This window comes from Chryseobacterium sp., assembly GCF_019236175.1.
Taxonomy (GTDB): Bacteria; Bacteroidota; Bacteroidia; order Flavobacteriales; family Weeksellaceae; genus Chryseobacterium.
Genome location: NZ_JAFAJM010000001.1, coordinates 94,812 through 121,684, shown reverse-complemented (window position 1 = coordinate 121,684; position 26,873 = coordinate 94,812). Strand labels below are relative to the sequence as shown.

24 protein-coding genes and 3 tRNA genes are annotated in these 26,873 nt (G+C 37.9%); 10 read left to right on the top strand and 17 right to left on the bottom strand.

Translation table 11 applies throughout. From position 1 onward, the window contains the following. Positions 1–71: 71 nt before the first annotated feature. Positions 72–2,657 (bottom strand): putative LPS assembly protein LptD, encoded by a 2,586-nt coding sequence (locus JO178_RS00515; RefSeq protein ID WP_291930323.1) that lies wholly within the window; start codon positions 2,655–2,657, stop codon positions 72–74. Positions 2,658–2,709: 52 nt separating this feature from the next. On the opposite strand from JO178_RS00515, the gene JO178_RS00510 reads away from it, so the two are divergent. The 9 genes from JO178_RS00510 to JO178_RS00470 all read left to right on the top strand — a co-directional run bounded on the left by JO178_RS00510 (position 2,710) and on the right by JO178_RS00470 (position 7,942). Then, positions 2,710–3,996: an N-acetylmuramoyl-L-alanine amidase gene (locus tag JO178_RS00510; protein ID WP_291930321.1), complete on the top strand. Its 1,287-nt coding sequence runs from the start codon at positions 2,710–2,712 to the stop codon at positions 3,994–3,996. Between the two features lie 59 nt (positions 3,997–4,055). Further along, a tRNA-Glu gene (locus JO178_RS00505) sits at positions 4,056–4,130 on the top strand. A gap of 11 nt (positions 4,131–4,141) precedes the next feature. Continuing rightward, positions 4,142–4,462 (top strand): hypothetical protein, encoded by a 321-nt coding sequence (locus tag JO178_RS00500; protein WP_291930320.1) that lies wholly within the window; start codon positions 4,142–4,144, stop codon positions 4,460–4,462. Between the two features lie 67 nt (positions 4,463–4,529). Continuing rightward, the gene (rpsT, locus tag JO178_RS00495; RefSeq protein ID WP_291930318.1) at positions 4,530–4,784 is read left to right on the top strand and encodes a 30S ribosomal protein S20; all 255 of its coding nucleotides are present in this window, start codon (positions 4,530–4,532) and stop codon (positions 4,782–4,784) included. 10 nt (positions 4,785–4,794) lie between these two features. Beyond that, positions 4,795–4,866, top strand: a tRNA-Glu gene (locus JO178_RS00490). A gap of 67 nt (positions 4,867–4,933) precedes the next feature. After that, positions 4,934–5,008: transfer RNA gene (locus tag JO178_RS00485), tRNA-Glu, on the top strand. A gap of 313 nt (positions 5,009–5,321) precedes the next feature. Continuing rightward, positions 5,322–6,095 (top strand): T9SS type A sorting domain-containing protein, encoded by a 774-nt coding sequence (locus tag JO178_RS00480; RefSeq protein WP_291930317.1) that lies wholly within the window; start codon positions 5,322–5,324, stop codon positions 6,093–6,095. A 118-nt stretch (positions 6,096–6,213) separates the two neighbouring features. After that, on the top strand, positions 6,214–6,996 hold the full coding sequence (locus tag JO178_RS00475; protein ID WP_291930316.1) for a T9SS type A sorting domain-containing protein: 783 nt from the start codon (positions 6,214–6,216) through the stop codon (positions 6,994–6,996). Between the two features lie 157 nt (positions 6,997–7,153). After that, positions 7,154–7,942 (top strand): T9SS type A sorting domain-containing protein, encoded by a 789-nt coding sequence (locus JO178_RS00470; protein WP_291930315.1) that lies wholly within the window; start codon positions 7,154–7,156, stop codon positions 7,940–7,942. Between the two features lie 67 nt (positions 7,943–8,009). Here the strand turns inward: JO178_RS00470 and JO178_RS00465 are convergent, their stop codons facing one another. The 15 genes from JO178_RS00465 to JO178_RS00395 form a co-directional block, all read right to left on the bottom strand. Further along, on the bottom strand, positions 8,010–8,960 hold the full coding sequence (locus tag JO178_RS00465; protein WP_291930314.1) for a transporter: 951 nt from the start codon (positions 8,958–8,960) through the stop codon (positions 8,010–8,012). A 13-nt stretch (positions 8,961–8,973) separates the two neighbouring features. Continuing rightward, positions 8,974–10,023: a cytochrome c peroxidase gene (locus JO178_RS00460; RefSeq protein WP_291930313.1), complete on the bottom strand. Its 1,050-nt coding sequence runs from the start codon at positions 10,021–10,023 to the stop codon at positions 8,974–8,976. Further along, on the bottom strand, positions 10,016–10,846 hold the full coding sequence (locus tag JO178_RS00455; RefSeq protein WP_291930312.1) for an MbnP family protein: 831 nt from the start codon (positions 10,844–10,846) through the stop codon (positions 10,016–10,018). Before JO178_RS00455 ends, JO178_RS00460 begins: the two co-directional genes overlap by 8 nt. Before the next feature lie 112 nt (positions 10,847–10,958). Continuing rightward, positions 10,959–11,327 carry a hypothetical protein gene (locus tag JO178_RS00450; protein ID WP_291930311.1) on the bottom strand — a complete coding sequence of 123 codons (369 nt, stop codon included), beginning with the start codon at positions 11,325–11,327 and terminating at the stop codon, positions 10,959–10,961. Between the two features lie 4 nt (positions 11,328–11,331). After that, positions 11,332–12,006 (bottom strand): superoxide dismutase, encoded by a 675-nt coding sequence (locus JO178_RS00445; RefSeq protein ID WP_291930310.1) that lies wholly within the window; start codon positions 12,004–12,006, stop codon positions 11,332–11,334. Positions 12,007–12,034: 28 nt separating this feature from the next. Next, positions 12,035–12,712, bottom strand: a complete 678-nt coding sequence (locus JO178_RS00440; protein ID WP_291930309.1) for an SCO family protein — start codon at positions 12,710–12,712, stop codon at positions 12,035–12,037. Then, positions 12,699–12,974 (bottom strand): YHS domain-containing protein, encoded by a 276-nt coding sequence (locus JO178_RS00435; protein WP_291930308.1) that lies wholly within the window; start codon positions 12,972–12,974, stop codon positions 12,699–12,701. Before JO178_RS00435 ends, JO178_RS00440 begins: the two co-directional genes overlap by 14 nt. Positions 12,975–13,127: 153 nt before the next feature. Next, entirely contained in the window at positions 13,128–13,490 is a 363-nt protein-coding gene (locus tag JO178_RS00430) for a hypothetical protein (RefSeq protein ID WP_291930307.1), read from the bottom strand. 477 nt (positions 13,491–13,967) lie between these two features. Then, positions 13,968–15,950 (bottom strand): heavy metal translocating P-type ATPase, encoded by a 1,983-nt coding sequence (locus JO178_RS00425; protein ID WP_291930306.1) that lies wholly within the window; start codon positions 15,948–15,950, stop codon positions 13,968–13,970. A 44-nt stretch (positions 15,951–15,994) separates the two neighbouring features. Continuing rightward, positions 15,995–16,414: a transcriptional repressor gene (locus tag JO178_RS00420; RefSeq protein ID WP_291930305.1), complete on the bottom strand. Its 420-nt coding sequence runs from the start codon at positions 16,412–16,414 to the stop codon at positions 15,995–15,997. A 17-nt stretch (positions 16,415–16,431) separates the two neighbouring features. Beyond that, positions 16,432–17,334 carry a cation diffusion facilitator family transporter gene (locus tag JO178_RS00415; RefSeq protein WP_291930304.1) on the bottom strand — a complete coding sequence of 301 codons (903 nt, stop codon included), beginning with the start codon at positions 17,332–17,334 and terminating at the stop codon, positions 16,432–16,434. Between the two features lie 18 nt (positions 17,335–17,352). Continuing rightward, positions 17,353–18,234 carry a bestrophin family ion channel gene (locus tag JO178_RS00410; protein WP_291930303.1) on the bottom strand — a complete coding sequence of 294 codons (882 nt, stop codon included), beginning with the start codon at positions 18,232–18,234 and terminating at the stop codon, positions 17,353–17,355. Between the two features lie 138 nt (positions 18,235–18,372). Then, positions 18,373–19,599 (bottom strand): efflux RND transporter periplasmic adaptor subunit, encoded by a 1,227-nt coding sequence (locus JO178_RS00405; protein ID WP_291930302.1) that lies wholly within the window; start codon positions 19,597–19,599, stop codon positions 18,373–18,375. A gap of 91 nt (positions 19,600–19,690) precedes the next feature. Beyond that, positions 19,691–24,055, bottom strand: a complete 4,365-nt coding sequence (locus tag JO178_RS00400; protein WP_291930301.1) for a CusA/CzcA family heavy metal efflux RND transporter — start codon at positions 24,053–24,055, stop codon at positions 19,691–19,693. 137 nt (positions 24,056–24,192) lie between these two features. Further along, complete coding sequence (locus tag JO178_RS00395) at positions 24,193–24,516, bottom strand: DUF6660 family protein (protein ID WP_291930300.1); 324 nt, start codon at positions 24,514–24,516, stop codon at positions 24,193–24,195. Between the two features lie 230 nt (positions 24,517–24,746). Between JO178_RS00395 and JO178_RS00390 the strand changes: the two genes are divergently transcribed. Next, positions 24,747–25,304 (top strand): hypothetical protein, encoded by a 558-nt coding sequence (locus tag JO178_RS00390; RefSeq protein WP_291930299.1) that lies wholly within the window; start codon positions 24,747–24,749, stop codon positions 25,302–25,304. 71 nt (positions 25,305–25,375) lie between these two features. Here JO178_RS00390 and JO178_RS00385 read toward each other — a convergent pair whose 3' ends face one another. After that, on the bottom strand, positions 25,376–26,869 hold the full coding sequence (locus JO178_RS00385; RefSeq protein ID WP_291930298.1) for a RagB/SusD family nutrient uptake outer membrane protein: 1,494 nt from the start codon (positions 26,867–26,869) through the stop codon (positions 25,376–25,378). Positions 26,870–26,873 lie beyond the last annotated feature (4 nt).

The window sequence follows — 26,873 nt, the reverse complement described above, 5'->3', positions numbered from 1 at the left end:
AGGCAGTGATATTATTAGAATTGATTTCGGTTGCAAATATAAAATTTATATTCTCAAATGCCAATCTGATATTAGAAAGGAGCATTAGGCTGTGTAAAACTTCTGTCTTTATATTTCAGAGCATCGCTTAATATATTGGCCTTAATACCGATAAAGAAGTCATATACTTTGTATTGTCCGAAAGGAACCCAGTTAAAGTTGATGGTAAAACTTCGCTGATCTCTTGAAAAACCGATTCGGGTATAAGCCAGCTGTTTGGTCACCATATCATAGTGCGTACTTCCGTTCACATTCCAGTAAGGGGTCAGTTTAATACTTCCGTCTAAACCTATTGAAGCAATTTTACTGCCGAATCTGTTCAGACCTTTTGAATAGGCATAGTTGGCATTCACATTCAGGGTCCAGCTCTGATCGAAATGCGCATAATGATCATCATCAAAATAATAATTCTCATTTCTCACTTCTCCTTTTGAGGAATATTTTTTAGCATAATCGGTTTTTTCACCAAAGAGCTCACTGCTTAAAGGATAAGACAGCTGAATATTGAATCCCTGTACACTGAATCCGCCTAATTGTTCCGTTCTGATACCGGTATCCTGCCCCGGAATGAATGCGATTTTATAAGGATCAAGGGTAAGACTGGTATTTACATTAAGCTTATTATTAAAGAAAGAAGACTGTCCGTTGATTGATAAAATAGACCAAGGATGGTCTTTTGCTGCAAAGTTATAACTTCCTGAAAGGTTTAAAGATTCAAAGATTTTAAACTTCTTCACCCCGGTTGAGTCTTTCTTGGACTTTACTTTCATTTCGATATTATTCCCGATATTGAATCCTAAAGATCCTTGCATTCCGCTTGGCGGATTTCCTACAATTCCTTTCTCAAAAATAGAATAAGGGGTAATAGCACCCGTCGCATTATAATAATTTTTATAATATCCGAAACCGGGGCTTGAAAAATCAGGAGAATAGGTAAATCCGATACTTGGTATTACCATATGTCTTATCGCCTCAATAGTAGATCCTTTCTTAAATTTCATCATCCCGTAAAGCGTTGTCTGAATACTGGCTGTAGTAGAGAAATAAGAATATCCTGCAAATTTCTTGTCAATTTGATCTACGGTAATATTTTGTACAGGGTCGTAGTATCTGTTCAGGGTTTTTGTTGTAAAAGCATTATTAACATTTGCACTTAAACTGAATGTAAAATACTTTGCCAAAGTAGTGTTTGTTGCTAAAGCAATATTATTCTGTAGCCCTGTCTGCATTTTGTCCCACATCGCTTTTGTAAACAGTTCGCTTTCCTGTGTAGAAACAAAATTGGTAAGGTTAAACCCGGTATTCACTGTAATATTCTCAAGAAGTCCCTGTCTTACTCCTGTTTTAGATTTGAACAGATAAAACTGATTGATAGCCACGTTCATTTGCGGAAGTCGAAGATCTGACGATCCGGTCGCAAAGTTTTGGGAATAAGATGCCGTTCCGGTAATAGTCACCGGAAGTTTCAGAAATCTTTTGGTAAGGGTTACCGTTGAATTCTGCTGGGTATTCAGGACGTTTTGGTTGAAAATATAATTATTGTTCAACGTATTGTTATAGAATTTTGTACTTGTAATATCTACGGAAGCACTAAACGTAAGGAATGGATTTGCTTTTGAATCCTGTGTATGGGTCCAGTTAATTCTATAGGTACTGTTTTTAGTGTAATCATCCAGGCCTTTAATTCCTCTTACCATAGTTCCTACATCCGCATTAAAGCTTCCCGAGTAGCGGTATTTCTTCTGGTAATTCATCTGTGGACGAATGTTCCAGCTTCCTTTTGTGTAAACATCTGCAAGCAGTTTAAGATCAAAGTGTTCTCCGATCGGCTGATAATATCCTACTCCATTCAGGAAAAATCCTACATCCTCTCTTTCTCCGAAGCTCGGGATCAGAATACCGGCTGCTCTTTTAGCTGAAAACGGAAGAACGGCAAAAGGCATGATAAGTGGTGTAGGAACCTGCTCGATATACATTTGTATTGGCCCTGTTACAATCTGTGATTTATTTTTAGTTTTAATCAGCTTAATATAAGCGGCACGCATAAAATAATCCGCAGCCGTATCTTTTTTCTTGATGAAATAATCATCAGTAGTATAATCGGCTCTTCTCATCGCGTAGACAGTATCACTGTACTTTTTGGTTTTCTGAGCGATGATTACCCCTTCACTTTCTTCGGTTCTGGCATTGAAAGCAATGGCCTGTTTAGTTTTTGTATTATAACTAAATTCGTTGGTTTCGTACTTTTTACCACCCTGCATAGTAATCACAGGCTCAATAATTTTCCCTAATGAGTCTTGTTTTCCACGAGCGTAGATCAGATGCTTATCATCATCAATAGAAATATAATCTGCATTAATTTCCATATCCTGGTACTTCACCTGGGCATTCTTGTTCAGGAATGTCATCTTTTTAGGAATATCTCTTCTCTGATCGTCGGCTTTTGTACGAAGAATATCATCCAAAGCTTCTTTTTTTGCAACTATGGTATCCTTTTTGGAAATAGTATCATTAACCGCATTTTTAGGCAATTTTTCAGGAGTTTTCTGTGCTAAAAAATTGTTAAAAATTAGGATAATTAAAATTTGTAGTATATTTTTGGAGACGGTTTTGGCCAATTTTATTCTATATATTAAGGCCCAAAATTAATATAATTTTTATAACTGTAAGATGCACAAACAAAATTTTAAAATAATTTTATCATTTCTCCTTATCCTCACCAGCAACCTTTTTTTCTCTCAAAAGAAGTTTACAATCGTTCTGGATGCGGGACACGGAGGGAGTGATCATGGAGCTAACAGGTCATATGCAGACATTGGAAGAGTAGCCGAAAAAGATATAACACTTGCCATCACCCTAAAGTTGGGAGCAATGCTTGAGAAAAACAGAGATTTCAAAGTGATTTACACCCGTAAAATTGATGAATACCCGTCGTTATCTGACAGAACCAACCTGGCTAACAGAAGTAAGGCGGACCTTTTTATATCGATTCACTGTAATTCTTCTCAAAGACCTACGGCTTATGGTACCGAAACCTATGTACAAGGTCCCAACCAGAACAATGAAAACCTGGAAGTCGCTAAAAGAGAAAACGACGTAATTTTCCTTGATGAAAAGGATAAGCAAACCTTTGGTTCGTATAACCCCGATTCTCCGGAATCATTAATTGCACTCAAACTTCAGCAAAGTAAATATCTGGAATCCAGTCTTCTTTTAGGAGGACTGGTAGAGGACAACTTTGTCAATAAGGACAAAAGATCTTCAAGAGGGGTATTTCAGAAAAACCTTCACGTTCTTCGTATGAATGCCATGCCTTCGGTACTTATTGAAACCGGATTTATCAATCACCCTGAAGAAAGCCATTATATAGCTTCCGATAAAGGACAAAATGAAATTGCCGAAAGTATTTATGATGCTATCATTGACTATAAGAAAGCGATTGACAGAAAGACAGGCGGATCCAGTGCGTTTAAAAAGCCTGAACCGGAAAAACCTGCAGAGGTACCTCTGAAAAACGATTTCAGGATATTACTAATGAGTTCCCCTACCAAATATAACGATGGAGATCCTGCTTTAAAAGGCCTGAATTATATTCTGACGCTTAAAGAAAACGGACAGTACAAATACTACTATGCAGTAACCAACATGGCTTCTGTAAAAGATATCAATCTTAAAACTGCTAAAGACGCAGGATTTAGGAATGCTTTTGCTGTAGGATTTATGCCTAATCAGAAAATCAGCATGGGATATTATACGATAGAAGTGTATACCGGAGATAAATTGAACGGAAATTCTTATATCCTTCAAAATCTGAAAGACGTAGAAAGAGAAAAAGACAACGGAGTATTTTATTACACCTATGGGAAGGTATATACCCTGGAAGATGCTGTCAAACTTCAAAAAGATCTTGAAGCTAAAGGCATCAAAAACACGGTTATACAAAAAATCTACAAATAATTTTAAAAAATAATTTTGAAGTTTAAAAGTTAATTATTACTTTTGCAACCTCAAAATTTGGCCTATTCGTCTAGTGGTTAGGACTCAAGATTTTCATTCTTGCAACAGGGGTTCGATTCCCCTATAGGCTACCAAATTTGATATCATGCCGGATTTAAAAATACAAGAAGCAAAATTGCTTTTTAAGAAAATCCACTCTAACCCAAAAAGTTATGATTTAAAAATCAATGAAGACGGGATTGCAGGCAGGGATGATAAGATAAGTTTCAGACTTTACCGGACCGGAGAAAGGGTTGCTTTTGAAGTAACAATAGATGAATTCACTTTCACCAATACGACTGGAGAATGGAACAATGCGATGATTATGTTGGGAAACACAATCAAGAAATTAGAAAAGGAACAAGAAAATTTAAAAATAGAACAGGCAATAAATAAACTTAGAAAATACCTTTCAGAAGAAAATTAAAAATTTTTGAAAATAAATTTGGTAGTTTAAAAAAAAGTTTATAGTTTTGCACTCACATTTGAACGATATGGCAAATCATAAATCAGCACTAAAGAGAATCAGACAAAACGAAACTAGAAGACTTCGTAACAGATATTACCACAAGACTGCTAGAACAGCATTGAAAGCCTTAAGAAATGAGGGAAACAAAGCTGCTGCGACAGAGCAACTGCCAAAAGTTATCGCTTTATTGGATAAATTAGCTAAGAAAAATATTATCCACAAAAACAAAGCTGCTAACTTAAAAAGCAAATTAACTAAGCACGTTAACAAGTTAGCGTAATTATATAGTAGGCCCGTTCGTCTATCGGTTAGGACCTCAGATTTTCATTCTGGTAAGAGGGGTTCGATTCCCCTACGGGCTACAAACACTAAGAGTTGACACTTATAAAAACAAAAACTAACACATTACTTCGGTAGTGGAAGATAGAGGGCCCGTTCGTCTATCGGTTAGGACCTCAGATTTTCATTCTGGTAAGAGGGGTTCGATTCCCCTACGGGCTACCAAAGGACTTTTTCGAAAGTCCTTTTTTTTGTTTATATACTTCATCACTCATTAGCTCTCTCCCATTCTGATGCATTCGTATATAATATCGTACATTTTACTCCCTACATTTACTTTATACTTTGCAGGCGCAATAAAACCCTATAATCTTTACTTTAAAATCAAATAAAATATTAAAATTTTATTTATTCGTACCTCATTTACCTTAATAATATATCATATTGGAAATATCACCAATAATAGAAATATTATTTCCTACTTTTGTGATTAATGCTTACATTTGAAAAAACTATTATTCATCTAAACATCAATCATATGAAACTTAATTTACTCCCGGGAAATCGATTCTCATTCCAAACTGTTTTAACAGCTTTAATTTTATTTGCAGCCCATACACTTTCTTTTGGACAAAGCAGAATATATGCTCACGCCCAAAGTTCAGGGGTATTTGGTGTAGCATGTCTGGGTTGCCGTGTGGATAACCCACAAAACGCAATTGGTGACAATGAAGACGATTATTCAACACTGGTTTTAGGTACAGTTTTATTAGGCGGAATTCAGCAAACGCTAAGCTTTCCTGATTTAAGATCAGACACAAGACTGGTTGTAGGAATCGGAACAGATAACATTCCTTTATCTGTACAGCTATTAAGTGGTGTAACGTTGGAAACCATGAACGGGGGCAGCTCTAATGATGACCGCCGAACTATCGATGTAAGCCTTCTTAAGCTGGGAGCAACACCCAATAGAGGAACTGTAGAATTTAAACCGGCAAAACCTTATGATGGCATAAGAATTGGCCTAACCGGCGGAGTTCTTAGTCTTGGCGGCGGGTTCAGAATATATTATGCATATCAGGATCCATTGATTACCCTTACCGCTCACAGCAAAGACGGACAGATTACTTTAGGAGGCAATATTCCTTTAGAGGGATCTGAAATTACATTAACCAATACTTCAGGAAAAGAAGTCTACCGCTCAAAGCTGAGATCAAACTCATTTGAGTCCGGTCAGACAGAAGGGGTTTACATTCTCAATATTCAAACTAAAGAAGGAAAAACATATTCTAAGAAAATCCTTGTCAGATAACTTACAAAAACAGCAGACCTATTATCGTCTGCTGTTTTTTTATTATTAAAAACAGATCTCATTTCTTCTTTGAATCTGCCAGGTATACAAAGAACACCCATTAAAAAAACTTTAATCCATGAAAATAAATGTATCAACAAATCCGAACGGACTAAAAACGATAATACTGACATTATTAGTATTCGTGATGAATAGCCTATCCCATGCTCAGATTATTAAAACTTATGCAAGCAGCCAGACTAACCAGACGTATGGAATCTGTATAGGCTGTGGAGTCATAGATCCGGAAAATGCAGTGGGAAGCAATGAAGATGACTATTCAACCCTGATTGTTCCACTAGGCTTACTTGCAAGGACCGAACAAACCCTGATCTTTCCTACTTCAATCACCAATGCCAATAAACTGGTCATTGGTATCGGAACAGGACAGGCTGCTTTAACAGCGCAACTGATAGGAGGAGTATCTGTAGAAACATTTAACGGACAGGTATCCAATAATGATTATAAAAATATCAATAATGAAATTTTGAAATTAGGAGGAACAGATCCCAGCAAGGGAGAGGTGGAATTTATCACTTCAAAACCTTATGACCGTGTTAAAATAAATCTGAATGCAGGGCTTTTGAATCTCAACGGAGGACTTAGAATTTATTATTCTTATCAGTATAAAGATCCTTATATTAATCTTATGGCCCATACTGAAAACGGGCAGGTCACCTTTGATAAAAAAATCCCGGCAGAAGGTTCGGAAATCACATTAACCAATACCGACGGAAAAGAAGTATTCCGTTCAAAGCTGACTTCTCATACATTTAATCCCCAGCAACCACTGGGAATGTATATCATGACAGTAAAAACAAAAGAGGGTAAAACATATACCCAAAAAATTATGATTAAATAAATTTCATTTTAAAAAACCACAATCATTAAACATAAATTAAAAAATTTCACTTATATAAACAAATTGTTACATAATCACCATAATATGAAATAAAATAACTAACATAATCTTTTTATTTATAAATTTACACAAAGCTAAAAATCAAAATTTTTTATATATGAAAACTAATTTATTTTTGAGACAACGTGCTGTAAAAGCGGCCGTGTCTGCAGCATTTTTGTTCCTAATGAGCTCAATGTCTACTGCACAAATCGTTAAAACGTATGCAAGCAGCCAAACGAATCAGGTAACCGGAATTTGTATCGGCTGCGGAGTATTAAATCCTCAAAACGCGGTAGGAAGTAATGAAAATGACTATTCTACGATTCAGGTTTCCATAGGATTACTGGCAAGAACAGAGCAAACTCTGATTTTCCCTACTTCTAACATTGCCAATAACACGAATAAGCTTGTTATCGGAATCGGCTCCAACGGAACGCCTTTATCTGCGCAGGTACTGGGAGGAGTATCCATTGAAACATTTAATGGCGATGTTTCCAATAATGACTATCAAAACATCAATAACGATATTCTTCAGCTTGGAAGTGCAGATCCGAGCAAGGGTGAAATCGAACTGACAATGAATATTCCTTTTGATCGTGTCAAGATCAATGTAAACTCAGGATTATTGAATCTGGGTGGTGAGCTTCGTGTATATTATGCTTACCAGTACAAAGATCCTTTCATCAACATGAAGTCTCATGCTGACGGAGGGCTCATTACTCTTGATAAAAAACTTCCTGTAGAAGGAACTGAAGTTAGCTTAACTAACGTTTCAGGAAAAGAAGTATATCGTTCTAAGCTTACATCAAATAGTTTTGAAACAAAACAACCTCAGGGAATGTATATCATGACCCTGAAAACGAAAGAAGGAAAGACCTATTCCCAAAAAATTATGATTAAATAAAAGATATAATTTATCAAACGCGGCAGGCTTTATAAGCCTGCCGCGTTTTTTATTTCTGTAGTGTTTGTTATATTCCGATATTAATGAAAATACTGAATCTTGATTTTGCTTCAATATCTCCTCCCGCAAGATGGGTATAAACAGGAAGCATCACTTCACTTCCGAGACTGAATTTTTTATAGGAAGCTTCAAAACCCAGCTTTCCGTATAATGCACTTCCGGCAGTATTGGGCAACCCTTCATCAAACTGTTTATTCTGAGCATACACTTCTCCCTGAATTCCGGTTTTAGCAGAAAAGATAGTCTTTTCGTTACCTGCAATCTGGTAGAAGCCTGTTGCTGCATAATTCCACTGATTTCCGAATCGGTAATTTTTTTTGTTTTCTGTTTTAATCGTATAATCTGTATTAAGCAACACAGCTATCTTATTTTTCTGGTATTTATAATTTAGTGCTGCCTGATAATCCCAGCTTCCTGTTCCCAGCTGAAAACTGGGATTGACACCTGAAATTCCTTTTTCATCAAATTTCCCCAACGGAATTTTCACTCCCAATCCACCATTCAACTGGTGAGTATTATCTTTGGACCCCATAAGCTGATAAATTCCCATCAGGTTAAGATCTCCGATTCCGTTGATTCTGATATCACCCTGCAGGGTTTGTTTTTCATGAAAATGGAAGGGTAAGCTTGCATAAACACTCAATTTTTTAGTCAGTGGAATTTTACCCCAAAGTTGTATGGTATTAAAATATTGATCCTGCGTCAAATCTTTAACGAATAGATTCTCTTTTGCCTTGTAGTGCTGTGCAAAATATTTAATCCCGATAAATTGAGGATTCAACAGGGATTCAAAACCGGAAGATCCGTTTCCTGCAGCGCATCCACACGCATCACAATCATCATCAAAATTAAACGTATTAAAATGATGCTGCGGAGCAATATCAGCACTGTCTCTGATTGTTTTAGCCTGGTTCATAGACAATATGAACATACTTATAATTAAAATGAATTTCTTCATGTCTGTATTTAAATTATTCTGCAAATTTTGGATTGGATATAAACTCTTTGTCGGATAATGTTTTCAAAAAAGCAATAATAAATTGCTTTTCCTGCTGAGTCATTGCAATTCCGACATGGCCATTCTGCTTTAGCTGCGGATCGAGATTGGGATTATCTTCTACACTATCGGTATAAAAGTTGAGTACAGCCTCTAAGGTGTAAAATCTTCCATCATGCATATAAGGTGCAGTATATTCTACATTTCTGAGACTTGGTACACGAAATTTCATCCAGTCATTTTGGTCAAGAGTAACCCGATAACGTCCTGCATCTTTAAACTGTGCATTGTAATACATTCCGGTATTTCTGAAACTTTCATCTGTAAACAAAGCCCCGCTGTGACAGGAAGCACATTTCTGATTGAAAAGCCCCAGTCCCTGCGATTCCTCCGGAGTCATATTTTCTGTACCCTGTCTGAAGCGGTCATATTTTGAACCGCCCGAAATCATCGAAGCCATAAACTGTGATAGAGCTTTTAATACCCTTTCACCTGTCACATTTTCGTCACCATATGCTGCTCTGAAAAGTTTTTTGTATTTCGGATCATCTTTTATTTTTGAAATCGCTTCAGGCATTGAACTATCCATTTCATTGACATCAGTCATTGGGATAATTGGCTGTTCATTTAAATTATGAATCACTCCGTCCCACATATATCTTTTCAGAAATGCCATATTCTGAATGGGAGGAGCATTCCGGATTCCAATTCTGTCATCTACACCATGGCTTACCGTATGTCCGTGATGGGTAAATGCATTTTCCTGGATATGGCAGAACCCGCAGGAAATTGTATTATTTCGGGAAAGCCTTCCTTCATAAAATAAATTCCGTCCCAATTCTACTCCATTTGTTGTCACCGGATTCGCTGACTGATCAAAAGTCATTTCCGGAAAATAAGAAGGTACTTTAAAACGGTAGGCCTCATTTTTCTCCAGCGGCTGGATCACCTCATCAGAACAGGAAATACAACTCAGCAATACGGCTACCATAATCAATATGGTCTTTATCAAAAAATTAATCATTGTGAACGTGATCTACCTTAAACATTTTTGTAAGATTATTGGTCACGTCCACCAGATGCTGGCTTGATCCCATCATCATATCATTGGAAGATGAAAGCATTAAAGCTTTATCACCGCTTAAAAACTGATTTAAATCTGCCAAAATATGAATGGATGGTCTGATCTGGCCTGTTACTCTTGCTGTAGTAGGAAAATTCAGAGTGATTTCTCTGTACAGATCCGGGGTATTATTATCTGTTACTTTCCCCATATTTCCGGTATGGTTCATAAACGCTGTACCCGGTGAACCTGTTCCGTATTTTCCTTCCAGCTTTACGAATACATAACCGGCGGCCCAGGACCAAGACATTCCTTTTTGCTTTGCCCGGTTCCAGAATTCTGCCTGTCCGTCCATTCCCAGTAAATAAGCATTCTGGCTGATCCCCAGTCCGAATCTTATTTTTTTATAGTTATTTTTGGGAATACCGTTAAGGTTGAGATATACAATTCCAGCTACAGCGTCTGCCTGGTCTACAATGAAGGCTCCTTTATCGGGATTATTTTCATTGTATTTAAATTCATTTCCATTGTCATCAATCAGTGTAATATTGCTGACAATATATTTTAAGTTGGAAAAATTATGTTTTTGTCCCAGAGAGGAAGTCTGTATTGTTTGGTTTAAAACAATATCACCAAGATTGTTAAATCCGTTTTCAAATTTGATCTGAATGTTACCGGGGGTGGTATCCTGTGAGTCATCTTCATCTCTGCTGTTGCTACAGGAAGAGAAAGAAAACAGAGTTAAGGCAATAAAGAACAGGGATAAATATTTATAAATTTTCATTGTTGATTTTTTAAGTTTAGTCAATAGGTATTCTTTGAATGTGGAAAACATTCATTTTTTCAGCCTTAAAAAGCACGGCATTTTATGGCATAAAGGAAGTTAATATGAAAACTTAAAAAACCGGCGGTTTGAAAATAGAATTCAGAAACAGGAAAGAATAGGCTGTTTCATAGATAAAATTAAAATTGAAAAAAGGAATTTTCTCTGTAACAGAAATCTTTGCAATTTCAGGAAGGATATAAATATCCAGCATTTTCTGCCCGGAAGGTTTGGTCTTATTGAACGGAGAGGTTTCAGAATCGTTGGCTTTTGCCAACTCTTTACTCAGATAGCATTTTCCATTACAATGAATTTCCGGTTTATTTTTATTGACACAAAGTGTGCTGACAATATAATCATAATTTACAGCATACTCTACTACCGGTATCAGAGGCCTGAACACCATGTAAAGAGTAAAGAGTATACTGCAAATTAGTTTCATAAATTTATTTTTTGCTTAAAGCTTCATCATATCTTCTGCTTACCTCTTTCCAGTTCAGCACATTCCAGATTGCACTCAGATAATCTGCTCTTTTATTCTGATATTTCAGATAATAAGCGTGCTCCCAAACATCAATTCCTAAAATAGGAGTTCCTTTTTCCTCTACAATATCCATTAAAGGGTTATCCTGATTGGGTGTTGAAGAAACAAAAAGTTTTCCGTTTTTATCCACAGAAAGCCAGGCCCATCCCGAACCGAACCGATCTGCTCCTGCTTTGCTCATTTTTTCCTTAAAAGCTTCCAGACTTCCGAAAGCCTCATTAATTGCTTTTGCTAATTTCGCAGAAGGCTGGGTATTCTTTTCCGGCGTAAGGATGGTCCAGAAAAGCTCATGATTAAAATGACCTCCCGCATTATTTCTTACCGCAGGGCTCAGTTTGGAAGTTTCAGACAGAATCTGGATCAAAGTCTGTTTTTCCTGAGGAGTACCGGCGATTGCCTTATTCAAATTAGTCACATACGCTGCACCATGTTTCGAATAATGGATCTCCATGGTTTGTGCATCAATAGACCCTTCCAGCGCATTATAAGCGTATGGCAGTGGGGTTTGCTTAAACTGGGCCATTGTAATCTGAGCCGCAAATACTGCACTTACAGCAGCTATTTTCAAAATTTTCATAAGATTTTGTTATAAGGGTTAAACAATATTATTTTAAAAGTTTCTTAATATCCTCAATCAGAATTTCACGGTCCGGGTGATATTTACCGGTTAACTTCGGTATTTTCCCTTCCGGATCTTCATAGTTCAATCCTGAATAATACAAGATAGGCATATTCTCTTTATTATATCGGCAACGGATATTTCCTTGCTGGTCTACCAAAGCAATCATTCCGCTGTGGTTGAGACTTTCTCCCTCATCTTCTTGATCTCCTACATAAATATTAAACTTATCCGCAAGATTACCGATATAAGAACGGTCTCCGGTCAAAAAATGCCAGTTGGGAGAAGTCGCTCCTATTCTCTGTGCGTGTTCTTTTAACATTTCCGGAGTATCGTTTTCAGGATCGATACTGATGGAGATAATACCAAAATCAGGACTGTTAATCTGATTCTGAATCGCTTTCATATTGGTATTCATCACCGGACATATGGTAGGACATTTACTGAAAAAAAACTCTACCAGATATACTTTTCCCAGCATTTCCTTATTACTTATTTTTTTTCCGTGCTGATCAGTCAGTTCAAAATCCGGAACTTTCATTACTGTGTAAAGGTTTTTTTTAAAGTACCCCATTCCTACTCCAATTCCCAGAAAAAGTAAAGCAATAACAGCGATGGGAATAATCACTTTACTCTTGTTATTGTTTTTTTTATTTTTTTGCATATTTTTCAGGGCTTTTTTTAAATTCATCTTTACAGTAAGCACTGCAGAAACCATAGGTTTTATTTTTATAGACAGCTGTATCTTTAAGGAATTCCGCGGTCTTCATATGGCATATAGGATCTTCGTCGTTCACTACCTGAGCATTCGTGAGGTTCTCTTTGGAAGAACTCATCTTAGTTTTATGTTTTACCTGCGGCGTTTCTTTTGCACAGGACATTAATGATATTGACAACAGGGCTGCCAAAATAATCGGAGATTTCATTTTAATGTAAATTGAAATTAATGAATATTATTAAACGGAATAATAACTCAACAACAAACTATTCATCGCTCTCAGCATAGCATAATCAACACAACAGCATGTGAAAATAGTTTATTTAAAGTTACAAAACTAAATGATTAGTTTAAATAAAAGTTAAATCAACGGAGGATGGAATATTCGGGAAAAATATTCTGTAGTATGAAAATCAAAGTAATTTGAACCCATAGATTCGACAGATCTTTCAAGGATATTTTTAGATGAGAAAGAAAGAATCTCATTGGAAAGAAAAACATCCAGTCCTGCAATCTTTATGGTTTGAGAACCGTTGGATTGTTTCTCTGTTTTTGCCAGTTCTTTTTCCACATAACATTTACCTTTACAGGTAGACTGAGGAACATTCCTGTTTTCACAAAGATTCTTTACGATATAATCATAGTTAACAGCATAATTTATCAAGGGCAAAACGGGGCGTAATGCAACAGTAAAAATGATAAATATGGAAATGAATAGCTTCAACTCTTCTGTTCTGTGCTACAAATATACTATTTCAAAATTGTTTTAAGCTTCATTCCTGATGAATGTCATTCAAAGGCTTTATATTTCGACCTATATTGGAACTCAGCTTTATCCCGTTAAACAACATTCCGGACTGTTACCTATAAAAATAATTAAACTGTGCCTGTTGCATTCTTGAGATTATTCCGACCTTTGAAATAAATATTTAAAATCTCCCCGAATTTTTGTCATCATAACGGACTTCCAATACTGGAGAATATCCATCCCATCAGGAAAAAGTTCGTTATTAAAATAAAAAATTAGTTTCTTTTATAAAAGTTTAATCTTGTTAATAAAAAGCTCTGCAGATACTATGCAGAGCTTTTTTTATAATATCATGCTTCCTGACCAGCATTTTCCTTAAACAAAAAGCTCCGCCGAAAATCAGCAGAGCCTTTATAAATATAATTTAGTTTGTGTTTATACTTTGTGCGTTTTTTAAAACTTCATCCTCTGAATTCTTACTGCATTTAAAATAGCCAGCAATGCAACACCTACATCAGCGAATACTGCTTCCCACATAGTAGCAAGACCTCCTGCACCCAGTACTAAAACTACTGCTTTTACAGCAAAGGCCAGAATAATGTTCTGCCAGACTATTTTTTTCGTTTGTTTACCAATATTAATCGCCATCGGAATTTTACTTGGCTTATCATCCTGGATAACCACATCTGCCGTTTCAATAGTAGCATCACTTCCAAGACCTCCCATAGCAATTCCTACATCACTCAGAGCAACAACCGGTGCATCATTAACTCCGTCACCAACGAAAGCTACGGTTTGATTTTTGGCTTTAATCTCTTTAACTTTATTTACCTTATCTTCAGGCAGCAGATCTCCATAAGCATTATCAATACCCAGCTGATCTGCCACATATTTCACCACAGTATTCTTATCACCACTCAGCATGGTGGCTTTTACATTCATTTTATGAAGGTTGTCAACAGTCTCCTTTGCATCTTCTTTGATACTGTCTGCAATGGTAATATATCCGGCAAATTTTTTATCATAAGCTATTGCAATAAGTGTGTACACAATATTGGCATGGTTGATATCATAACGGATATTAAATTGATCCATTAGTTTAAAATTCCCTACCAGAAGCTCTTTCCCGTTAACCTCAGCTTTTAGCCCATGTCCGGCAATCTCTTCTACATTGGCTAATGGAATAGAGTGATTGATATCTCCCACGAAATCATGAATAGCAGTCGCGACAGGGTGGGTACTTTTACTTTCCAGAACATTCACCAGCTGAAGGATTTCATCTTTGCTGAATTCGGGAGTAATGCTTACTTCCTGAACTTTGAAGACTCCCTCTGTCATCGTTCCGGTTTTATCCATCACTACATTCTGAATCTCTGCAATCGCATCTAAGAAATTGCTTCCTTTAAATAAGATACCATTCCGGCTGGCTGCCCCGATTCCTCCGAAATACCCAAGCGGAATAGAAATTACCAATGCACAAGGACATGAAATGACAAGAAAAATCAAAGCTCTGTACAGCCAGTCTCTGAATTGATAGTCATTGACAAAGAAATAAGGCAGTAAACAGATTCCTATTGCCAGAAGCACTACAATCGGCGTATACACTTTGGCAAATTTTCTGATGAATAATTCTGTGGGGGCTTTTTGAGCGGTAGCATTCTGGACCAGCTCCAGAATCTTACTCAGCTTACTGTCTTCATACGCTGTCGTTACCTGAACAAGAGCTATACTATTCATATTGATCATTCCTGCAAGAACAACTTCTCCTTTATTTTTTGTATCCGGCTTGCTTTCTCCTGTCAAGGCGGCTGTATTGAATGAAGCGGCATCTGAAAGCAGCTCTCCGTCCAAAGCAAGCTTTTCACCAGGTTTCAGCTGGATTATATCTCCTATTTTAGTATCTTTTGCTTTAATCGTTTTAGGCTGATTATTTTCAATAATCGTTACCTCATCCGGGCGCTGATCCAACAAGGCTTTTATATTCCCCTTTGCTCTTGATACGGCCATAGACTGAAAAACTTCTCCTACCGCATAGAACAGCATTACAGCAACCCCTTCAGGATATTCACCGATAGCAAAAGCACCAATGGTAGCAATTCCCATCAGAAAGAACTCTGAGAAGACATCACCTTTGATAATACTTTTACAGGCATCCTTTAATACAGGAAGTCCTACAGGAATATAGGCTGCCAAAAACCAGACTAAACGCACCCAGCCTGTAAACCATGCGGGTTTTATATAGTTGTCGAAAGCAATTCCTAATAATAAAAGGACAAAAGAGAGCATGGCCGGCAGAAACATCTGAAAGACCGTCTGATCTCCGGAATCATGAGAATGGTCATGCCCGTCGTGATCATGTCCATCACCTTCTGAATGATTATGATTATGTTTTTTTGTATCTGGTTTTTCCGGGGTTGTACTACAGCATTTTTCCATAACTGATATTTTTATACAAATGTAAGGGTGAGACTGATGCAATGCTATTGCAAACTTTCAAGACAATTTTCACATATTCCTTTAGCAAACAATCTGATTTCATCAATTCTAAAATTGGTCTGTATGTTTTCCGGAAAGGAAATATCTTCCTTACAGGTGGTCTGCTTACATATTTTACAATAGAAATGCAGATGCCAGTCTTTATGTGTCTTTTCATCACAATCATCCTCACACAGTTTGTATTTTGTTGTTGTATTTTCCTGAATGCCGTGAACAATTCCTTTTTCTTCAAAGGTTTTTAAGGTTCTGTAAATGGTAATTCTGTCGGCATTATCAAAATGATTTTCTATCTCGGAAAGAGATAGTGCAGCTTCCTGTGAGCTCAAAAAATCATACACCAGAATTCTCATGCTGGTAGGCTTGGTGTTTTTATCTATAAGTTTGTTTTCTATGTCCTTTTTCATTGTTCTACAATTTATGTTTACAGATGAACTTCTCCTTCTTCATATCCCTCCTCTTCTATCTGAAACGTAGTATGATGTATTTTAAAATTATTAAGAGTCTCCTCTGTCAGTTGTTTTAACAATGGGTTCTGAGCAATCCCGTTTTGCTTCACAATATGAGCACTCATGGCATTCACACTTGAGGTAAGAGACCATACATGAAGATCATGAACATTTTCTACTCCGGGAACCTGTTCCAGGGATTGACGTAATCCGTGAATATCCACATCTTTCGGGGTTCCTTCCAGTAATACATTGATAGCTTCTTTCAATAATCTCCATGTTCGTGGAAAAATTAACAATCCGATGGCTGCAGAGATCAGAGGATCGGCATAGTACCAGCCTGTCATAAGCATAACCACTCCGGCAATCATTACTCCTACGGAAGTAAGCATATCAGATAATACTTCAAAATAAGCACCTTTCATATTCAGACTACCTTCCGAATCTTTTCTCAGGATCATCATTCCGGCAATATTAACCAGTAATCCTATTCCTGCTACAATCAGCATGGATTTACTCTGCACTTCCGGCGGATTCTGAAAACGCTGATACGCTTCGAACAACACATACATTGAAATTCCCAGTAATACAACGGCATTAATTACTGCGGCCAGTATTTCAGTCCTGTAATATCCGTATGTTCTGGAGGAATCCGCTTTTCTTTCTCCTATTTTGATGGCTATAAAAGCCAGGAGCAATCCCACCACATCAGTCAGCATATGAGCTGCATCAGCCAGTAATGCAAGACTGTTGGTAAGTATTCCGCCGATAACCTCAGCAATCAGATAAGTTCCGCTCAGGCACAATACAATAAGCAGATTCTTTTTATGCCTGCTCGCTGCAGAAGGAGTCTGGGTTTGTGTTTTTATATCTTCCATAGGATAGGTATGGTTTAATTACATTTCATAATAAGACTTGTTTTCTTTTTTCCCGGGAACATTCTGCTCGCCGATCATTTGTCTGATATTGATTTCAATGGTTTGTGCCAAAGAAGTCATCGGGGTATCTACCGGACCGTTTTCAAACGGATCCTGCATAATAATGGATGTTTTTTCTATGGCTATAAACACAATCGGAACCAGGAAAGTAACCAATATCTCTACAATCAGCTGCGAGTCATCCAGCCCAAAAGGAAGTACCGCTGCAAATACATAAATCAAAATATGTACTAAAATGCTGTAAGATCTTGGAAAAACCGTATTCTTCAGTCTCTCACATTTTCCCATACTGTCGCAGAGTCTGGTAATGATATCGTTCAGCTGCATTTGCTGGAAATCCGTCAGCTCATTTGAACCTGCAATTTTCTTTAACTGGCTGGAATGCTCATCCAGAATAGCATTAGGAATATTCATCCCTGTGATGTTATTCCGGTCAAGGTATTGCTGCACTTTGTCAGAGAATGGCTGCTTTCTTAAAGATTCTCCAAGTGCATAAGTCCAGATAATCTGTCTTTCTGCAAATTCTTTCACTGTTTTATCATCTCCGGCAGGCAAAAACTGAATAACAAGTCTTACAAATGTTCTGGAATCATTTACGATGGCTCCCCAAACAGTTCTGGCTTCCCACCATCTTTCATACGACTGGGAAGTACGGAAAGCCAGCAATAGTGAGACTGCCGTTCCTAAAAGAGCAGGAATATTCAGCGGGAGCGAAATTTTTCTGAACCATGGCAGCATATCCAAAAAGCCGATAGCCACCGCGAATATCCCGATAAACAGGATCTGAGATTTTATTTCACGAATAAAATACCAGACTGATATTTTTTTGTTTAATAACATAATGGATCATTTATTTATTAAATACATTAACCAATTTTCTCTTCTCCTCAGTCGCTTTTCAGACTTGTATACCAACCTCTTACAACAGTTCTAATGTAAGCATAAAAAACGATATTTACCTGATTCAGGGCGTGTTCATTAATGTTCGTGATCCCCGGAATTAACAAGTTTGGCATTCACAAAAAAGGCTCCCTTCACTACAATTTTTGCATTGGGAGCAATTTCCCCCACAGGCGTAATTGCTGTATAGCCCATATCTGATGTTCCTTTCATCACTTCTATTTTTTCAAAATTCAGTGTTTTAGGATGGGGCTTTCCTTTCTCATCATGGTCTTCAGCTTTTTTATCAGTCTGAATGAAGACATAATATTTCCCGTCTGCTTCTACGATAGCTTCAGTAGGAACTGCAGGAGTTGTACTTTTATCCAGGCTTACAATCCCTGTGATATTCATTCCGTCAATCAGGCCGCTCTTATTTCCGGTCACTTCGCAGTGCATGGAAATGGTTTTACTTTCATTCTCGAAGGAAGATCCTATGCTGTAAATTCTTGCATCATATTCCGTTTCAGGATTATTGGTCAGTTTAAAATGTACAATCTGCCCTACTCTCATTTTAGGCAGGTCTCTTTCAAACACCTGCAGATCAAGGTGAATAGAGCCGTTATCAATCACAGTAGCCACAGGAGAAGAAATATCTACATAGCTTCCGATTTGTGCTGTAATTCCGCTGATCGTTCCATTAATCGGAGATGTAATCACCAGTCCTGATTTCATATTGCCATTGCTTACTGCTCCCGGGCTTATCCCCATCATCTGAAGTTGTTTTATAAGAGAGGCTTTTTTCGTTCTCAGGGTTTTCAGCTCAGCATCGGCAGTCTGAAGGTTTTTCTTGGCTCCTGCATCATTATCAAAAAGTTCCCGTTGTCTTCTGAACTCCTGTTCTGCATAGGTAATCCTGCTATTGGTTGTAAGATAGTCTTCCTGAAGCTGTATATATTCAGGATTGGCAATCGTAGCGATTACCTGTCCTTTTCTTACAATACTTCCGACCTGTATGTTTAATGTTTTGATAATTCCTCCGTAGAGAGAAGTGATGGTAGCTTTATTACTGTTGGGAACACTTAAAAGCCCGTTTGCTTTTATGGTAGAGGTCAGTTCTTTCATTTCTACCGTTCCTACTGCAACTCCCACAGATTTCATCTGTTCTTCCGTCAGGGAAGCGATCGTTTCAGGAGCTTCTTCGGTGACTTTCTCTTTCTGTTCCGTTTTTTCAGGAGCCTTTTCCTGAGCGGCTTCTTTTTTTCCACAGCTTACGGTAACCAGGGAGATGAGGGCGATAGATATGATATTATATTTGAGTTTCATATGAAAATGTTTACTTTTTTCAGGGTAATATGATTCCGTCACTGATATTGGTGACTGTTTTTCAGAAAATGTTTTGAATAGCGGTTTCATATTATTTATTAATGATTGAATTAATGGTAACTACAGACTGATTAACCTGCTGGATCGACTCCAGATATTTCAGCTGGATATTGGTTGCCGTCTGCAGAGCAAAAAGATATTCCACATAAGAGATCTCTCCTGTTTTATATCCAAGCTGGGCTGCTTTGACAATTTTTTCAGCATTAGGAAGTGCCTGACCGGTATAATAATCATACTGCTGGATATCCTGCTGATACTGGCTGAAAGCGTTTTCCAGCTGTGCTGTCAGTTGTTTTTGCTGCATCTTTGCATTGGTTTCTGCCACCTGTTTTTCATATTCCAGAGCCTGCATTCTTGCTTTTGTAGCTCCAAATGTCAAAGGAATAGACACGCCTACCGTTGCAGACTGAAAACGTTTTCCGGAGCCATAATAACTTTCCTGTCCGTTAACGGTATGCATACCAATCAGAGACTGGTTGGTATATCCGAGACTGAAATCCGGAAGACCAGTCGCTTTTTCTACCTTTTTGTTTTTTTCAGCGATTTCCATTTCCTGATAGAAAGCTCTCACAGACGGATTATTGGCGACCAGCGAACTATCCAGCACATTTTCTGCCTTTAAAGGCTCATAGTCTTTCTTAAAGGGAACTTCAAGATTTTCAGATGTATTCAACAGGGTTTTTAAATTTTTATAGGCATTATTCAGATACACTTCATTCTGTCTGAGTAACAGATCAATTTCTCCCTTCTGGGTCTCCGCCGTATTGATTTCAATCTTTTTAATATCACCTGCTTTAAATCTTACGGTGGCAATTCGGATAAAATCATCATATAAGGTATCAAGACCTGTTAACTGAGCTTTATTATACTGAAGATATTCAATCTGATAATAATAGGTACGAACCTGTCTGATCAGTTCATTTGCCGTAATTTCTTTATCAATCTGTTTACTTTTAATATTCTCATTGATCAGTTCTTTTCTGGCTTTAAAAAGTGTCGGAAAAGGAATACTCTGTGAAATGGCAAAAGACTGGTCGAATTTCGGACTGTTATACTGTCCTAACTGAGCTTCAACACTTAGTTTGGGCAGCTCTTTTGCTGTGGGCCTTAATGCTTCAGCAGATTTGATGCTTAAATCTTTGGACTGCAGGGTTAAATTATTATTAACCGCCTGTTCAATTGCCTGTTCAACGGAGAGCGGTGTGGATTGTGCCTTAAAGGTCTGTCCCAGCATAATGAATCCCAATACAAGAACGATCGTAAAGGTGCCGGTTGTTTTATTTTTTCTCTTCAGAATTTTCGTGTTGAAAATAATATACAGCATCGGCAGAACGAATAATGTAAGGAAAGTTGCTGTTACCAGTCCCCCGATCACTACGGTCGCCAGTGGTTTCTGTACTTCAGCTCCCGCTCCCGTGGATATTGCCATGGGTAAAAATCCCAGAGAAGCAACGGTGGCTGTCATCAGAACCGGTCTTAATCTGGTTTTTGTTCCTTCAAAAACTCTTTTCAGAATATCTGTTTCGCCTTCTTTTTCCAGTTCATTGAATGTTCCGATTAAAACAATTCCGTTAAGTACCGCAACACCAAATAAAGCAATAAACCCGATTCCCGCACTGATACTGAAAGGCATATCTCTTAAGAGAAGAGCAAATATCCCTCCAATGGCACTCATCGGAATAGCAGTAAAAATCAAAGCAGCCTGTTTAAACGATCTGAATGTGAAATACAACAACATAAAAATAAGAAGCAATGATACCGGAACAGCAATCATCAGACGTTTGCTAGCTTCCTGAAGGTTTTCAAACTGTCCGCCGTAGGTAAAGTAGTATCCCGACGGTAATTTGATCTGTCGATCCAGTTTGCTTTGAATATCTTTTACCACACTTTCCACATCGCGTCCTTTTACATTGAAACCGATAACAATTCTTCGTTTTCCCTGCTCTCGGCTGATTTGGGCCGGACCTAGTTTGTAGCTTATATTAGCTACCTGTGACAATGGAATCTGAGCTCCCGTACCTGAGGTGAGCATCAGATTATTCACATCAGCAATATCTGTTCTGTGAAGACTGTCCAGACGGACTACCAGATCAAAACGTCTTTCATTTTCAAAAACCTGGCCTGCCGCTTTTCCTGCAAAGGCAGTACTTACGGCATTGTTTACGTCTTCAATATTCAATCCGTAATTGGCAATTCTGGTTCTGTCATACTGTACATTGATCTGAGGAAGGCCACTTACTCTTTCGATCTGAGGAGCCGTAGCGCCATCAACAGTCTGAATCACCTTCCCTACTTTATCGGCATATACCGCCAGTGAATCCAGATTTTCCCCGAAAATTTTCACGGCTACATCCTGTCTGATCCCGGTCATCAGCTCATTAAAACGCATCTGGATAGGCTGATTTTTCTCAAAGAATACTCCCGGAATAGTTTCCAGTTTCTCACTGATTTCATCAGCCAGTTCATTATATGATTTTTTGGTTTTCCATTCACTCTGAGGTTTCAGTACCACAATCATATCTGTTGCTTCAGGCGGCATCGGATCGGTAGGCACTTCTGCAGATCCTGTTTTTCCCACAACCATTTTCACCTCATCAAACTGTTTGATAATTCGGGAAGCCTGCATTGACGTTTCTATACTCTGGCTCAGTGAACTTCCCTGCGGTAATATACAATGGAAAGCAAAATCTCCCTCCTGCAGCTGTGGAATAAATTCCCCACCCATATTTTTAAAGATGAATGCGGCGACCACAAATACCACTACCGTTACCGAAACCACAGCATATTTTACCTGAACAGCTTTCTTTAATAAAGGCTGGTAGATCTTTTGCAGGCGGTTCATCATTTTATCTGAAAAAGTTTCTTTATGGGAAATTTTCTTGGATAAGAACAGCGCACTCATCATCGGGATATAAGTCAGTGACAGAATTAAGGCTCCCAAAATAGCGAAACCTACAGTTTTTGCCATTGGGGTAAACATTTTCCCTTCTACTCCGGCCAAAGTAAGAATCGGGATGTACACGATCAGGATAATAATTTCTCCAAAAGCGGCACTACTCCTTATTTTTGAAGCAGAAAGAAATACTTCTTCATCCATTTCAGACTGCGTCAGGGCACGTACGGATTTTCTTAATCCTAAATGATGGAGGGTTGCCTCCACAATAATCACAGCGCCATCAACAATTAACCCGAAATCGATAGCTCCAAGGCTCATCAGATTGGCACTTACTCCGAAGACATTCATCATTCCCAACGCAAACAAAAGAGATAAAGGAATCGCTGAAGCCACGATAAGCCCTGCTCTAAGATTGCCCAGAAAGATGACAAGGACAAAAATAACAATCAGCGCTCCTTCAATAAGGTTTTTCTGAACGGTACTGATGGCTCTTCCGACTAAATCGGTTCTGTCCAGAAACGGCTCTATAACCACATCATCAGGAAGAGATTTCTGAATGGTCGGAATTTTAGCTTTAATATTATTTACGACTTCATTACTGTTTGCTCCTTTCAGCATCATGACCACACCACCTACAGCATCTACTTTCCCGTCATAAGTCAGCGCTCCATAGCGAACGGCACTTCCCAGACGGACATCGGCTACATCTTTTATAAAAATCGGAACACTGCCGGTTTCATTTTTAACGGCTATATTTTTGATATCTTCAAGGGAAGTTACAAGACCTATTCCCCTTATGAAATAAGCATTTGGTTTTTTATCAATATAAGCACCTCCGGTATTCTGATTATTTTTTTCAAGTGCAGTGAATATTTCGGTAATACTTGTACCCATTGCCTTTAATCGGTTGGGATCAATCGCTACCTCATATTGTTTTAATTCTCCTCCAAAACTGTTGATTTCAGCCACACCCGGAGTTCCGTTGAGCTGCCTGCGAACGATCCAGTCCTGCATTGTTCTGAGATCTTTTGCATTGTATTTTTTCTCACTTCCTTTTTTAGGGTGAAGAATATACTGATAAACTTCTCCAAGACCGGTACTTACCGGAGCCAGTTCCGGAGTTCCTACTCCTTTCGGGATTTCTTCAACTGCATTTTTTAACTGCTCACTGATCAGCTGTCTTGCAAAGTAAATATTAACATCTTCTTTGAAAACGACGGTAATTACGGAAAGCCCAAACCTTGAAATACTTCTGGTTTCCTGAATATCCGGAACGTTTGCAATACTTTGTTCAATAGGAAAGGTAACCAGCTGCTCTACTTCCTGTCCTGCCAGTGTAGGACATACGGTGATGATCTGCACCTGATTATTGGTAATATCCGGGACCGCATCTATCGGCAGTCTGGTAGCACTCCAGGTTCCCCAGATAATCAGCAGTAAAGTCATAATTCCGATAATGACCTTATTTTTAATACTGAATTTTATGATTTTATCTAACACGATTTATATTTAATTTTTATTGAAAAATGAATGCATACAGGGTATAATACTGCAGCAAAAATATCCTGAAAACCCCTGCAATGGTATTGCAAAGTTTCAAGTGCTTAGAAAGCATACTTTCTAAAAATCAATAAAAATTAAATTTTGGGTGGCTGCCAGACGTGGTCATACACCTGGTAAGCAAAGTCATTCTTCTGGAAAAGAATTTTCTTGGAGAAATAAGCAGGAATCTGTTCAGGAATCTCCAGTAACGGATCCATTTTAAAAGCTGAAACCGTAATCTGGCAACAGCTGCAGGCACAAAGCGGAGAACAGATATCACCCTTTTCGCCTGAGTGAACCCCTTGGATACTTACCGCAATTTTTTTATTCCCGGTATCCAATGGTCTGGACGTATCTTCACATGGCATTAATGATAACGCCATGAAATAAATTGCCAGTATCCATCTTAACAGATTCATTGCAACAAAGGTAAGGCTTTTTTCTAAAATGAATAAACAGTCTCGAATCTTAGTATGTCGTGCAGAATTATTTTTAATCCTCAAAAAAATATTTTTCTACACGAAGCAATAAGATCTTTATTTATAAATTTGACCAGTTTCAAAAATACAGACTCCAGGCTATTTCTCCTGAATTTTCTCGTTATCTGAAAAAATAATATCCGGTGTTTAAAAATTTACAGACTAAAAAAATGAATATAAAACAAATCACATTATTATTCATTGTTCAGTATAGCCTGCTCTTTTCTCAGACGAACTGCGTTAGTATGACGGCAAATCTGAATAAAAATGACAGTTTACAGGTAAAATTGACCAGCAGATGTAAGGAAAGAATCACCTTATTCCGCTACAAGACCAATCTGTTTACACCTTTATCTCAGGCATATGATTTTGATGACATTCGTTTATCCGTAAAAACAAGATACAAGATACAGAATATAGTACAAGGCCAAGATCATGACTATCCAGCTGATTTTCAAACAGTGAAAGACCTTTTTTTTATTTTAAATCCTGATGAATCTTATGTTTTCACTTTTCCATTGCTTATATTCTTAAAAAAACATGAGTCTGTATATGGAAATAATCGGAATTATTATATGTTCGGCAATGAACATCAGGGGAAGACTGTGCAATTCAGGTTGATCTACCATCCTGAAACCGTTCGCGAAAGCCTTATCAATTTTGACAATACAGTTCCCCTGTATTCCGGTGAGATAAAATCAAATCTCCTTACAGTGGTTTTAAAATAAGCTGTATGATCATAAAAAAACCACCGCAAATGCGGTGGTTTAAAAAATCAAATCTAATTATGAACGAGAGATTATAAATTAGGGTTATTTTCAAATTCCTTCTGCGGAATACTAAACAGATAATATTTACTGTTGGGTACAAATCCGGACTGATCAGGGAATGCAAAAATAGAATGCCCTCTTCCGTCTACTGTTTTTATCGTTCCGTCAGGTGTTGTTATCTGAACTTTAACAGGCTGGCCACTTGCATCTGCAAAACGTTTTCTGACCACAGTTCCCTGTGTTCTGATAATATCTGATAAAGAGAATCCTTCCCCGAACAATTCTTTTCTTCTCTCAGTCAGGACTTCTTTTATCACATTATCCTGGGCTAAAGAGCCACTGTAAACATTTGCTTTTCTGGCTGTTTTCAACTGATTCAAAACAGTGACTGCCTGGGAAACATTTCCGTTTCTGGCTTCAGCTTCAGCTTCAATCAGATACATTTCGGCGGCTCTCATATACACGATATCGGCAATAAGCCCTGTTTTAAATTTAAATTTGGCATACCTCAAAAGGCCTTCTCTACCTTTCAGGCCATCCCATGAGAATAGCTGATATCTGATATCATTAGTATCAAACAAATCTTTAAAATAAGGGTCTGCCATAAAACTATAATAATAACTTCCGGAAGAAGATACGTCCAGGTAATGGAATGCATAGCTGGCTCCCGACTGTTCCTGAGTCTGGCCATGTCCCCAGATCCATTCTCCATTATTGATATCATTGAAACCGTCTTTATATTTTTCAGGAGTCATTAAAGGATAGCCTTCTCTCGCAATTTTTGCGGAAGCAGAAGCTTTAGTCCATTCCCCAGTATTCAGGTATACCCTTGCTAAAATCCCGTTGACTACCGCGCGATTGATTTTATCCTTATTATTCCGGCTGTAATCTTTCAGTAACTTATCCGCATCACTAAGATCGCTTTTAATTAAAGTATAAATTTCCTCCAGACTTGCTCTTTTCTTGGGTACCGAAGTTATGGTTGAAGGTTCTGTGTAAATTGGAGCCGTTAAAGCATTTTTATCCTTAAAATAACTGAACTGATAAAAACTTGCAATATTCAGGTAGCAGAAAGCACGCAATGCTCGTGCCTGCCCTTTTACCTGGTTCTTTTTTTCCTGGCTTCCTTCCGTACCGTCAATTCTGGCAATCACATTATTCATATTGTTAATTGTAGAATAAAGCATTGACCATATAAATGCCGGACGTCCCGCAGTACTGTTCACCATTTCTGTAAAGTTATAGGCTGCGGCAAAACCATATTTATTGGTCAGTATTGCTACATCGCTTCCCATGGCATCACTGGCACGTAATACGGTTGAATATCCGATATTGGCGTAGGTAGTACCGTCGTCATTGAATTTCGCCCAGGCCCCGTTAATTACGGTTTCTGCACTTTCTGCCGTTTTAAAAACCTCCACATCGTTAGCCTGATTTGTCGGAGCGGTTTCCAGCTCACTTTCACAGCTTGTAAACAGCCATGAAGTGATGACAGCAAGAGATAAATATTTTAATTTTTTCATTGTT

Coding starts and splice junctions, on each gene's coding strand:
- JO178_RS00510 (WP_291930321.1), top strand. CDS start 2,710: ATGCACAAACAAAATTTTAAAATAATTTTATCATTTCTCCTTATCCTC.
- JO178_RS00500 (WP_291930320.1), top strand. CDS start 4,142: ATGCCGGATTTAAAAATACAAGAAGCAAAATTGCTTTTTAAGAAAATC.
- rpsT (WP_291930318.1), top strand. CDS start 4,530: ATGGCAAATCATAAATCAGCACTAAAGAGAATCAGACAAAACGAAACT.
- JO178_RS00480 (WP_291930317.1), top strand. CDS start 5,322: ATGAAACTTAATTTACTCCCGGGAAATCGATTCTCATTCCAAACTGTT.
- JO178_RS00475 (WP_291930316.1), top strand. CDS start 6,214: ATGAAAATAAATGTATCAACAAATCCGAACGGACTAAAAACGATAATA.
- JO178_RS00470 (WP_291930315.1), top strand. CDS start 7,154: ATGAAAACTAATTTATTTTTGAGACAACGTGCTGTAAAAGCGGCCGTG.
- JO178_RS00465 (WP_291930314.1), bottom strand. CDS start 8,960: ATGAAGAAATTCATTTTAATTATAAGTATGTTCATATTGTCTATGAAC.
- JO178_RS00460 (WP_291930313.1), bottom strand. CDS start 10,023: ATGATTAATTTTTTGATAAAGACCATATTGATTATGGTAGCCGTATTG.
- JO178_RS00455 (WP_291930312.1), bottom strand. CDS start 10,846: ATGAAAATTTATAAATATTTATCCCTGTTCTTTATTGCCTTAACTCTG.
- JO178_RS00450 (WP_291930311.1), bottom strand. CDS start 11,327: ATGAAACTAATTTGCAGTATACTCTTTACTCTTTACATGGTGTTCAGG.
- JO178_RS00445 (WP_291930310.1), bottom strand. CDS start 12,006: ATGAAAATTTTGAAAATAGCTGCTGTAAGTGCAGTATTTGCGGCTCAG.
- JO178_RS00440 (WP_291930309.1), bottom strand. CDS start 12,712: ATGCAAAAAAATAAAAAAAACAATAACAAGAGTAAAGTGATTATTCCC.
- JO178_RS00435 (WP_291930308.1), bottom strand. CDS start 12,974: ATGAAATCTCCGATTATTTTGGCAGCCCTGTTGTCAATATCATTAATG.
- JO178_RS00425 (WP_291930306.1), bottom strand. CDS start 15,950: ATGGAAAAATGCTGTAGTACAACCCCGGAAAAACCAGATACAAAAAAA.
- JO178_RS00420 (WP_291930305.1), bottom strand. CDS start 16,414: ATGAAAAAGGACATAGAAAACAAACTTATAGATAAAAACACCAAGCCT.
- JO178_RS00415 (WP_291930304.1), bottom strand. CDS start 17,334: ATGGAAGATATAAAAACACAAACCCAGACTCCTTCTGCAGCGAGCAGG.
- JO178_RS00410 (WP_291930303.1), bottom strand. CDS start 18,234: ATGTTATTAAACAAAAAAATATCAGTCTGGTATTTTATTCGTGAAATA.
- JO178_RS00405 (WP_291930302.1), bottom strand. CDS start 19,599: ATGAAACTCAAATATAATATCATATCTATCGCCCTCATCTCCCTGGTT.
- JO178_RS00395 (WP_291930300.1), bottom strand. CDS start 24,516: ATGAATCTGTTAAGATGGATACTGGCAATTTATTTCATGGCGTTATCA.
- JO178_RS00390 (WP_291930299.1), top strand. CDS start 24,747: ATGAATATAAAACAAATCACATTATTATTCATTGTTCAGTATAGCCTG.
- JO178_RS00385 (WP_291930298.1), bottom strand. CDS start 26,869: ATGAAAAAATTAAAATATTTATCTCTTGCTGTCATCACTTCATGGCTG.